Source organism: Bacteroidota bacterium (assembly GCA_039714315.1).
Taxonomy (GTDB): Bacteria; Bacteroidota; Bacteroidia; order Flavobacteriales; family JADGDT01; genus JADGDT01.
Window position 1 is genome coordinate 1 of the sequence record JBDLJM010000109.1, and the last position, 10,857, is coordinate 10,857.

The following is a 10,857-nucleotide window of genomic DNA, read 5'->3' on the forward strand; positions in this document are numbered from 1 at the left end:
AAATACTAACCGCGAAGTAACGCCAAGTAAAGCGCAAAGGTACGCAGAGTTAATATTCTTTTTACTTTGCGAATAACTTTGTGACCTTTGCGGTTAAAAAACAAAGTTGTCATAGGTAGAACCAAGTTTTTACGAAAAAAACTTACTCCTAGTTATTACTGTTGTTACTTTGATTATCCAGTTTACCAAATACATCTTTCAAAATCTGAGTAACCCTTTCCTTAGGGTCTTTTCTGATCAGTTTTTCTTCGTCTTCAATTTTTACAAATACACCGTCAAGTGCTTTTTCGGTAACGTGCTTGCTAAGATCAGTATTTGTCTTTTTCCATCCCAGCATGCTTCCGCCCATATCAACTGCTTTGTTGTATTTATCGGCGAGCAATGTCCAGGAGCTGTTGGCCGAAAAACCTAAGCCTAAGTCCTTATTCATCACCAAATCAACATCAGGCTTGAATTCGCTATATAGTTTGTTGTACGATTTGTTTTTAAGATAAACTGTAGCGGCATTATCTTCACCGAACAAAATTGCTTCGGCATCGGCAAAAGTTATTTGCGAAACAGCATCGGTGAAAATAGGAGCTGCCTTTGCTGATGCTTCCTCGGCAACTCTGTTCATCGATAAAATTACATCGTCAATTTGTTTCGATATACCTGTCGACTTCAAAAGATAATGATCTTTATTATCATAAATAAATTTGGCTTCTTCGGGAAGGTAGATTTTAATCAGCTCATCTTTGAAAAAACCGTCTGTTTTATGCAGTTGCGCAACAGCAGTTCCTGTACCTCTGTTTAAGGCGGCTTTCAACCCTGCAGCTATATCAACTGATTCGGAAGGCATATTCATTACAATTTCGTTTGAAGCGTTTACTACTTCCTGCATGATATCGCATGACACGGATAAAGAACTAACCGATGCTATAAGTATGTATTTGTTTATCTTATTCATTTTATATGTGTAAAGAGTGTTTTTTATATGATTTTTTAACGTTGGCAAAAATGTGTAAATAAGTTGAATGGGGCAAAGTATTTTTATTAAAAAGTGGTTTGACTGTATAATTAATATGATGTTATCACGATAAGAAAAATAAAAAAGATTATACCCTGCAATACATTTTATATAATCTGTTTTTTTAGTTAAAAGAATTTCATTTCATTGATAAAAACGGAATAATGGATAATAGGTTTAAACAGCTTATTATGAAATGATTTTTATAATTCACCTTTTTCTTTTGTCTAAATTTCTTGTCGAATTTAGGCTGATAAGGTTACAGTATTGCTTATGCGGGGCTGTGGCTTTTTTTATTCAAGAATTATAAATAATTAGCGGTTTTCATGATTTGCTTCGCTTAATTCTTTCTTGATTAAGGCAAAAATCTGTAATTTTCTTTTACGGAAATTCTACCTGACAAATGGCATTACTTATTCATACCCCGATATTCTTTAGGGGAAAACCCAAATTTTCTAAAAAATTGATTGTTAAAATTAGAAAGACTGTTATAACCGCTTTCGTATGCAATAACTTCGATATTATTATTTGTTTCAAGTAATAACTGGCAGGCCTTGTTTAATCTTACATCAGAAACATATTGCGAGAATGTTTTAGTTGTTCTCTTTTTAAAATATCTGCAAAACGAATTTGGTGTAAGGTTGGCAATATCCGAAATAGTTTCAAGCTCGATCTTACTGTGGTAATTCTCCGAAATATATTCGATACATTTATTTAAACGGTTTTCATCTCTGTTTGCTTCGGAGTGTTTTAGATTTCCAAGCGATAGCGAATCGTATTCTTTTATTTCCGATAGCTTCCTCAAAAGGTTAATCACTTCCGAAAATCTTTCAAATCCCTTCTTTTTCGATATACTTAGTATACTATCCTTAATCGAAAAATCTTTGTCATCTCTGTACAAAATACCCTTTTCCGATTTTGCCAACATGTTTTTTATTTCAGTGAATTCGGGGAGACTAAAAGTAGCCTTAAGCAGTTCAGAGTTATTTACGAATAATACTATTCTTTCCGAAATTTCATCCTCCGAATTATTTTTATCTCTTTTCCATACATGAGGAATATTCGCTCCTACAATAACAAGTTCTCCTTCATTGTAATTAGAAATATTATCACCAACTATTCTTACCCCGCTACCTTTTATAGTATACATGATTTCAATTTCAGGATGGAAATGTAATGGCACATTGTAGTGACTCTTATGAGAGTGTACAGTGAAGAAAGTGTCATGGGATATACTTTCCAGATTCTGATATATAGCATCCATAAATCACGCAATTAGTAAACTAAAGAGTGCAAAATTAACAAGATATTCATTCTAAGAAAGTAAAAGGCGGTAAAATACAGGTGTAAAATGAATAAATAGAGAAATCGATCTTAGGCCATTGAATATACTTTTGACAAAAAATATTACATTATGAGTGAAATAATAAAACCTTACGATACAGAAGTATCTTATTTGAATGATAAGATTCAGGGAAAAGCAGTTAATTTCTTAACCAGAAACTTCGATAACATCAAAGATATTTTCGAAGATGCTTCATCTTTAACTGAAGAAGATAAAGCTAAGATTGCTTATGAAGTAGAATCGTTCTTGCCGGAGGAAGAAGGAACAGAAGGCGGATTATTCTTCGGAATGACTCGTTTAATGCCGGGGAAAGTAGGAGAGGAGTACAACATGACTAAAGGTCACTTCCACTCAAAAATAGCTACTGCTGAGTTCTATTGGGGAATCGAAGGAGAAGGACTTTTATTATTGATGGATGAAAACAGAAAGGTAAGTGCTCAGAAAGTATATCCGGGAAGTCTTAACTACGTACCTCGTAATATCGCTCACCGTATGGTAAACGTTGGTGAGAAAGTTTTAGCATTCGGAGCTTGTTGGCCATCAGATGCGGGTCACAACTATGGGACAATTGCAACTGACGGATTTGCTGCTAAAGTAATAGAGCAGGATGGTAAACCTGTAATTATCAAAAAAGACTAAGCAATGGAAACTTATATTGGAATAGATATAGGAGGAACACGTATTAAGATCGGTGCGATTATTAATGACGAGTTAATGGATTCGAAAATTGTAGATGTTGAAAGCAAAAACAAATTCGAATCTATGATTGAATCTGTAGAGGTAGCAATCGATGAGATTTGTGCTAATCTAAACATCTCTGCAAAGGAGGTTGCCGGTATTGGGGTAACATTCCCTGGAATTGTTGATGCAAAACAATCGAAAGTAATAGCTACAAACGACAAATACGATTCGGCAAAAGCCTTCGACTGGAAAAAGTGGGTAGCAGAAAAATATAACAACTGTTCATTCTATATCAACAACGATGCAAAACTTGCAGCAGTTGGAGAATGGAAGTACGGAGCAGGTAGAGGCACTACCGATATGGCTATGATCACTCTTGGTACAGGAGTAGGATCGGGTGTTATATCCGACAATAGAATGTTGGGTGGTAAGCACGGACAAGCCGGTAATCTTGGAGGTCACCTTACTGTTAAATTCGACGGAGATACTTGTAGCTGTGGAAACAAAGGTTGTATAGAGGCTCAGGCATCAACTGATGTATTAGAGCGTTTGTACAAAGAGTATTCAGAAGGAAAAGACAGTTCTCTAGCGAAAGAAGAGAAAGTAGATTTTAAAGCCATTTTCACACACGCGGCAGAAGGAGATTTAGTAGCATCAGAATTACGCGATTATTGTATGAATGTTTGGGGAGCAGGAGTTGTAAACCACATTCACGCATACGATCCCGAAGTAGTTGTTTTAGGTGGAGGTATTATGAATTCTAAGGATGTAATATTACCACACATCAAGGGTTATGTCGATGCTTATGCGTGGACTCCATGGAACGATGTGAAAATTGTTGAAGCAAGTATGTTAGACAATGCAGCTGTATTTGGAGCAGTTTACATGTGCAAAAATCAATAGAATTAAAAAATAAGAAACCAAAAAGTACTCTGATGGGTAAATATTTAGGAAATAGAAAGCCGAATTACGATAAAACTCCGGCTGTAATTATAGAGAGGGAAAACAAAAGTTTGATCCTTGGATGGAACGACATCGTTGAAAACTTAAAAGCTGATTTAGCTAAAGTTGAGAAGTCAAACCAAGTATTAGTACTTGATACTTATCAGGGTGTTTATGATGAGGAAATCATAGGAGCTGTTAAGGGAATTGAGCACTCTCTTTTCATTAACGCTGCCGATTTAATGATGAGCGCAGAGGAAGTTGATACATTAGTTTACCCTGATGTTACTGACGATGCTATCTTTGGTTACCTTACTCGTTTAAAGATCGAGAAGTTCTTTAACGAAGAAAAAATCGCTGAAGCAAAAGCTCAGATCGCTGCTGCAGAAGGAACAGTTATCGTTTATGGTATCGGTGCTGCTTTAGCTTGCGATACTCCTGATTTATTGGTTTACGCTGATATGGCTCGTTGGGAAATCCAAATGAGAATGCGTAAAGACGAAGTAAACAACTTCGGTGTTGAAAACAATGAGCTTAAATTTGCTCTACAATATAAACGTTCGTTCTTTGTTGACTGGAGAGTAATAGACCGACACAAGAAAACATTAATGAACAAGTGGGATTACGTACTTGACACAAACAAAGCTGAGGAGCCAAAAATGCTTTCCGGTGATGTTTTAGCTTCAGGTATGCAAAAAGCTGTTGAAACTCCATTTCGTTTGGTACCTTTCTTCGATCCGGGACCATGGGGAGGACAATGGATGAAAGAAGTAGTTGATCTTGATAAAGATTCTGAAAACTACGCTTGGTGTTTTGATTGTGTTCCTGAAGAGAACTCATTGTGTTTCCAGTTTGGAGAGCACCAATTCGAAATTCCATCTATCAACCTTGTATTCGACAAGCCTGCTGAATTGATGGGAGCAAAAGTTCACGGACGTTTTGGAGATGAATTCCCAATTCGTTTCGATTTCCTTGATACAATGGGAGGTGGTAATTTAAGTTTACAGGTTCACCCTTTAACTGAGTACATCCAGCAGGAATTCGGTATGCACTACACACAGGATGAGTCGTACTATATGTTGGAAGCAGAAGAAGGAGCAAATGTTTACTTAGGTCTTAAAGAAGGAGTTAATCCACAAGAAATGCTTAATGATCTTAACCATGCACAGGAAACAGGAGAAGAATTTCCTGCCGAAAAGCATGCCGGAATGTTTCCTGCTAAAAAGCATGATCATTTCCTGATTCCCGCAGGAACAGTTCACTGTTCAGGTGCCGGATCAATGGTGTTAGAGATTTCTGCTACTCCATATATCTTCACTTTCAAACTTTACGATTGGGGAAGAATGGGACTTGATGGAAAACCAAGACCGATCAACATCAAACACGGTGAAAAGGTTATCGACTGGAACAGAACTGAAAACTGGACTAAAGAGCACCTTGTTAACGCTATTACTCCAATCGCTAAAGGAGACGGATGGGAAGAAGAGAAAACAGGACTTCACGAGAGAGAATTCATCGAAACCCGTCGTCACTGGTTTACAAAAGAAGTTCTTCACAAGCGTACAGGAAGTGTTGATGTAATTAACCTTGTTGAAGGTCGTGAGGCTATCATCGAATCTCCAACAGGTAAATTCGAACCATTCGTAGTTCACTATGCCGAGACGTTTGTATTACCGGTTGAAGCCGGAGATTATACAATCCGTCCTTACGGTGAAGCTGAAGGAACTAAGTGTGGTACACTTAAAGCATTTGTTCGTACAGAAGCGTAAATATTAGTTGCTGGTTTCTGGTTACTTGTTTTTTTATTAGAAAATGAGTAACCGAAACCAGAAATTATTAACAATAACTGTTGTTTGTGCGCAGGATATAACCGGTAACCAACAACAAGTAACCAGAAATAAGAAACTAGAGACATGTCAAAAATGGTAGATCCGGGATTTGGAATAAAGCCAACGGTAAATCCTATGGGGTTTGAATATGCCGAAGGAGTATTTGGTCCGGAAGTAGAAAACAGAACTATCGATTCTATTCGTCAGAGTTTAAAAGACCCAAATTGCGAAGGACCGGAAACGGTTTATTCTATCGCAATGGACGTAGGTAAAGAAGAGCACAAATCAACTTTAGATGAGCTTCACTTACTTTACGGAGTAGTAACATATGCAGCTGGAAGCTTAGGTGTTGAGCCTATTCGTTCGCAGGGACACATTCACAAAAAATCTCCATTAACTCAGTGTTCAACTCCTGAGGTTTATGAAATTTGGAGTGGAAAGGCTATCATCTACATGCAAGAGTATGCAGAGGATAATCCGGGAAGATGCTTCGCCGTTGTTGCCGAGCCGGGAGAAGTTGTTATCGTTCCGCCAAACTGGGCTCACGCTACAATTAGCGCAGATCCTACTCAGCCATTAACTTTTGGTGCATGGTGCGACCGTGAATACGGATTTGAGTACGATGGAGTACGTGCACACAAAGGAATCGCCTGGTTCCCTATGTACAACGAAAACAACGAAATAGTTTGGGAAGCAAACAACATGTACGAGAAAAGCGAATTAATCGTTAAGTCGCCACGTGAGTATGCTGATTTGAACATTGTAAAGGGTGAGCCTATCTACAAAACTTTCGAAAACGACAACCGTGCATTCGACTACGTAGTAGATCCAAAGTTGAAAAAAGAAGTTTGGGAAAACTATATACCGTAGTAGTGTGTTGTTTGTGTTTTTTTGAGAAGGCTGCTTTTTTTTAAAGTTAAAGTAAGAACGACTCTGTATTTTTGAGGGACTTTATTATTCTCACCATGTTAATTGTTTAAAGTTTTACCATGTTCATTACTGAGAATTTTCAGATATGCTTTTAATATAACATATACAGTTTCAAAATGTTATTGTAATTCCTTTTCTCATATTATTAATATGCCGTAACTTCATGTTTGTAATATGTAAAACAGTGAAAATGAGGTGGCTTAGGTATTTGTTGAAAATAATAATGAAGCTTCTTTGGAAACTATTCAGGAAAAAGTATAAAGAAGAAGATGTTGAAGAAGATCTTTCAGGAATACGCTTATTAATAATTTCGTTTGTATCTATAATTACAGGAATTGTTTTAACGCTTGTTTACTTTTATAGGTTTCACGGTAAAATATCAAGCGATCTGAATGTCTGGAATACATTTTCTTCTTATTTCACATTGGTGGCAATAATGTTTTTTGGTGCTTTTATCATGTTACTGCTTTATTATATTTCTGTCGGTCAAAAAGAGACTCCTAAAATAATATTGAGGAGTCAGTTAATATTCGAAGAATATAAGTCTTTTAACCGGGAGTTGTCACCGCACAAATTAATGTATAGCGATAGTCTTAACTCTGCAAAAAGTATTTTTGGAAAATTAACAGATAGCAACCTGTATGAAATTGAATACAATTCTCTTTTAAAAGAATTATTACAGGCGATAGGGGATATTAGCAACAGCGGAAAACTTATATGGTTGAAACTGGAGAGTTTCGAAAAGGAAAATGAGTTATTGTTAAATTTAAAACCGGGTAATTTGGAAACTATGGGGGAGTTGTCATCCTTTTATACCGATGTGCTAAGAAACCTAAACAAAGGAGACGAAACAGTATATCTCGGCGCTCCTTTAAAGACGTCGAAAGATGAAAATATCAGACAGCTTCAGGAGTTTTTTGAAAAATCGGATTTATTTTCCGAAAGTTATAAAAGTGAAATTCAAAGTCTGCAACAGCATATACTTGGTAGCCGGCTATAGAGCTATTTATGTAAAACCATCAACATTATTAATTAATACCAACCTAAGTTTGTAGAAATTGAGAGAAAAAATCTGTAAGTAAAATGAAGTATTCTTCTACTTACTGCAACCATTATATTACAGAATAAAATTTGAGAGAAATATTGCTTTTTTTAGTTTTGAGAATTGGAATAAACATTAAAAAAGCAAATTTATATGAAGTATTTTAGTAAGATAATTTTAGTGTCTTTTTTGAGTGTACTTACTTTCTCAAGCTGTAGAAAAGATGATAAGGAAGATCAACCTCCGATGGGAACTTTGGAAGGAACAATTACCTCGGAAGTAACGGGTGAAATACTAAGTGGTGCACGAATTGATATTTATCTCGAGAACGGAGATCCTGCTGAAATTGATTTGGTAAGCGATGAAAACGGATATTATGAAACGGAAATAAAACCGGGCAATTATTCTGCTCGCATACATATGCAGGGATATGAATCAATACCTCAGGTGGGGATCATGCCTGTTGGATTCAGTATTATTGATGATGAAACTACAACAAAGGATTATGCAATGGATGAAAGTGAAGTTGTAAACGGAGGCTGGATTTCGGGTAAGGTTACTTCTGATGCTAATCCTGTTGCAGGTGTGATGATGGTAGCGTATTCGGGATCTCATACTTATTCTGCTTTAAGTAATGGTAATGGAGAATATACAATATATAATGTTCCGGCGGGAAGTTACAGTTTACGTGGCTGGAAACAGGATTATAATTCAGAAGCCCTTGCACTTAGCGTAGAGGAAAATACAGAAAAAACCCAGCATTATACTATGGCCGGAGGTGCTCTGGGAGCTCTGAACGGAACAATTACTTTCTTGGCAACACAAAACGGAATAGTTGATGTTACTTTGATCGATCCTGAATCGAATCAGGCAATTCCGGGACTTTCGGTTGCGACAGATGAGAACGGATCTTACACACTTACAGGTGTGCCAAACGGAACATATATTGCAAGAGCTTCATATAAGAACGATACTTATGTGATAGATCCCGACTGGATATTCAAGTTTGGAGAGCCCTTTGTAACAATCAATGATGATGAGATAAATAAAGATTTTAGTGTTACCGGAGCCGTAACATTAACCGGAGCAAGCAATGCTTATCCCGATGCAATACCGGTTGAGATTACCGAAACAGCACCAACATTTACATGGGCGGCATATTCAAGTACAAGCGATTACGCCTTTGAACTTAGCGATGCAGAAGGAAATATTGTTTGGGGAGGAATTACAGGAGCATATGGTTCAATGGTGAAAAAGGTTGTAATAGATCCTAAAACAGAAGGAACTTCATATACATATCCGTCTGACGGAAGTGCACCGGCACTTGAAACCGGAAAGATATACCGATGGAGAGTATATGCGAGTAAGGATAATATACAGGCACAAGAGGGCTGGGCATTAATATCGGTGAGCGAAGACCAAATGGGACTCTTTGTAATTGTAGAGTAATAATCGGAGTTAAGATTATTTAATTAACAAAGTAAATAAGAGGCTGTTTTCTAGACACAGAAAACAGCCTCTTTTTTTTACAACTTTTGTATTGTATCATTTGTGGGATCAACGTCATTTTTTGGGGGAGAGTAAAACCTAGGACAATTTAAAGGCAAAAGTAAAAAGTAAAAAGTAAAAAGTGAAAAGTGAAAAGTGAAAAGTAAAAAGTGAAAAGTAAAAAGGCACCTGCCTGCGTGACTCAGTCAGGCAGGCAGGTGCCTTTTTACTTTTGCCTTGGAATAAATTTTAATCCGCAGATTTTTGGGTTGATCCTTAAAAGAATCAAATAAAACAAAAAACGGAAAGCTCTTGTGAGCTCCCCGCTTTCATTCAATAGTAATTATAAATCTAAACAACTTCTTCTTCAGTTTTTCTGTTTCTCATTTTTACCACACGGTTGTTATCACTTATAACTTCGATGAGAGTATTGCTAAACATACTGTACGTTTCGTGTTTTATGGCAATCATGGCGTTGAGATATCCCACCAGACTGTTGTTGATATAACGAATAATAGTTTTACTGATAATGGTAGCACTTTTGTCCGGACCGTTTACAGCTTTTTCTTTTTCGTAAATTATGCGGGCTGCCTCGAAACCGGCCTGTGCATTTTCAAGTGCGCTAATTACAACACTACATTCCGGCAGTGTATTAACTGAACTTTCAAGGTCGGGCCTTTTCAACTCTTCCAGAAGCGAATTTATGAGTGATGATTCGCTTGCATAATTTTCATTTGTAATCTGTAAACTGTATTTTTCGAAGACATTATCTACTTCGGCTGCCGCATTTTTGAAGGCAGTATCGGGGTGATAGATATATGCGCCGATTAAATGATTAAGACTGCGCAGTAAATTGTCGCGTATTTCGTCTTTTTCTTCGAGATTGGATTCGGCTTTGCGCCTGATTGCCTGTGTGAGTTCTGCCGATTTGATTTCGAGATGTGCGATGATTTCTTTTAACTGAAGATCTTCTTTGATATTGCTTTTGTTGTACGCGGCAACAATACGGGTAGAAACAGCGCTTACTTCTGTAACACGGCTGCTTCTGGTTAGTTTGTTAATCATGGTATTATATTTATAGTTATTAATAATTATGAATTCCGTAAGTAGAAATTATTAATGGTAGCTTGCTGATATCAATTTATAATTAAATATGAATTTATCATAATAATATTAAATGTTTTATTTTTATGTTTTCTGTGAAATACTTCTTAAGCCCTTTAATTTCAGTGGTTGATAAAGTTAAATTTCTAACGTGTTAAAATGTACCCTTTTGGTTTGACGGCTCCGGCGCTGTAGGATTTTGATTTCATTTTACTGCGAAAAAAGAATGTTTTTTCCGGGGATGCAATCCCTAAAAAAGTATGGTAGTCATCTTTTAGGAGGAAGCAATGTATAAAAGTGGAAAGCCGTCATCATTCAAAAGGAAGCAATATATAAAAGTGGAAAGCCGTCATCTTTCAGAAGGAAGCAATGTATAAAAGTGAAAAGCCCGTCATCTTTCAGAAGGAAGGAATGTATAAAAGTGGAAAGCCCGTCATCATTCAGAAGGAAGCAATGTATAAAAGTGAAAAGCCCGTCATCATTCAGAAGG

The 10,857-nt window shown here is 36.7% G+C and carries 9 protein-coding genes; 6 read left to right on the top strand and 3 right to left on the bottom strand.

What is annotated here, in order from left to right:
• Positions 1 to 148 precede the first annotated feature (148 nt).
• Positions 149 to 946, bottom strand: a complete 798-nt coding sequence (locus tag ABFR62_10550; GenBank protein MEN8138859.1) for a DUF4197 domain-containing protein — start codon at positions 944 to 946, stop codon at positions 149 to 151.
• A gap of 469 nt (positions 947 to 1,415) precedes the next feature.
• Positions 1,416 to 2,270, bottom strand: coding sequence for an AraC family transcriptional regulator (locus ABFR62_10555; protein MEN8138860.1), 855 nt, complete (start codon positions 2,268 to 2,270; stop codon positions 1,416 to 1,418).
• Positions 2,271 to 2,420: 150 nt separating this feature from the next.
• On the opposite strand from ABFR62_10555, the gene ABFR62_10560 reads away from it, so the two are divergent.
• The 6 genes from ABFR62_10560 to ABFR62_10585 all read left to right on the top strand — a co-directional run bounded on the left by ABFR62_10560 (position 2,421) and on the right by ABFR62_10585 (position 9,224).
• Positions 2,421 to 2,990 carry a glucose-6-phosphate isomerase family protein gene (locus ABFR62_10560; protein ID MEN8138861.1) on the top strand — a complete coding sequence of 190 codons (570 nt, stop codon included), beginning with the start codon at positions 2,421 to 2,423 and terminating at the stop codon, positions 2,988 to 2,990.
• A 3-nt stretch (positions 2,991 to 2,993) separates the two neighbouring features.
• On the top strand, positions 2,994 to 3,935 hold the full coding sequence (locus tag ABFR62_10565) for an ROK family protein (protein ID MEN8138862.1): 942 nt from the start codon (positions 2,994 to 2,996) through the stop codon (positions 3,933 to 3,935).
• 32 nt (positions 3,936 to 3,967) lie between these two features.
• Entirely contained in the window at positions 3,968 to 5,743 is a 1,776-nt protein-coding gene (locus tag ABFR62_10570; GenBank protein MEN8138863.1) for a class I mannose-6-phosphate isomerase, read from the top strand.
• A 144-nt stretch (positions 5,744 to 5,887) separates the two neighbouring features.
• On the top strand, positions 5,888 to 6,673 hold the full coding sequence (locus ABFR62_10575) for a glucose-6-phosphate isomerase family protein (GenBank protein ID MEN8138864.1): 786 nt from the start codon (positions 5,888 to 5,890) through the stop codon (positions 6,671 to 6,673).
• Positions 6,674 to 6,923: 250 nt separating this feature from the next.
• The gene (locus ABFR62_10580; GenBank protein ID MEN8138865.1) at positions 6,924 to 7,733 is read left to right on the top strand and encodes a hypothetical protein; all 810 of its coding nucleotides are present in this window, start codon (positions 6,924 to 6,926) and stop codon (positions 7,731 to 7,733) included.
• Positions 7,734 to 7,928: 195 nt separating this feature from the next.
• A complete protein-coding gene (locus ABFR62_10585; protein ID MEN8138866.1) occupies positions 7,929 to 9,224 on the top strand; it encodes a carboxypeptidase regulatory-like domain-containing protein in 1,296 nt (431 codons plus the stop codon).
• 390 nt (positions 9,225 to 9,614) lie between these two features.
• Here ABFR62_10585 and ABFR62_10590 read toward each other — a convergent pair whose 3' ends face one another.
• Positions 9,615 to 10,328: a DUF6261 family protein gene (locus ABFR62_10590; protein MEN8138867.1), complete on the bottom strand. Its 714-nt coding sequence runs from the start codon at positions 10,326 to 10,328 to the stop codon at positions 9,615 to 9,617.
• Between the last annotated feature and the right edge of the window lie 529 nt (positions 10,329 to 10,857).

Bases quoted from the DNA above. Each gene is read 5' to 3' on its own strand.
- ABFR62_10580 (MEN8138865.1), top strand. From the start codon at position 6,924: ATGAGGTGGCTTAGGTATTTGTTGAAAATAATAATGAAGCTTCTTTGG.
- ABFR62_10550 (MEN8138859.1), bottom strand. From the start codon at position 946: ATGAATAAGATAAACAAATACATACTTATAGCATCGGTTAGTTCTTTA.
- ABFR62_10570 (MEN8138863.1), top strand. From the start codon at position 3,968: ATGGGTAAATATTTAGGAAATAGAAAGCCGAATTACGATAAAACTCCG.
- ABFR62_10585 (MEN8138866.1), top strand. From the start codon at position 7,929: ATGAAGTATTTTAGTAAGATAATTTTAGTGTCTTTTTTGAGTGTACTT.
- ABFR62_10560 (MEN8138861.1), top strand. From the start codon at position 2,421: ATGAGTGAAATAATAAAACCTTACGATACAGAAGTATCTTATTTGAAT.
- ABFR62_10555 (MEN8138860.1), bottom strand. From the start codon at position 2,270: ATGGATGCTATATATCAGAATCTGGAAAGTATATCCCATGACACTTTC.
- ABFR62_10590 (MEN8138867.1), bottom strand. From the start codon at position 10,328: ATGATTAACAAACTAACCAGAAGCAGCCGTGTTACAGAAGTAAGCGCT.
- ABFR62_10565 (MEN8138862.1), top strand. From the start codon at position 2,994: ATGGAAACTTATATTGGAATAGATATAGGAGGAACACGTATTAAGATC.
- ABFR62_10575 (MEN8138864.1), top strand. From the start codon at position 5,888: ATGTCAAAAATGGTAGATCCGGGATTTGGAATAAAGCCAACGGTAAAT.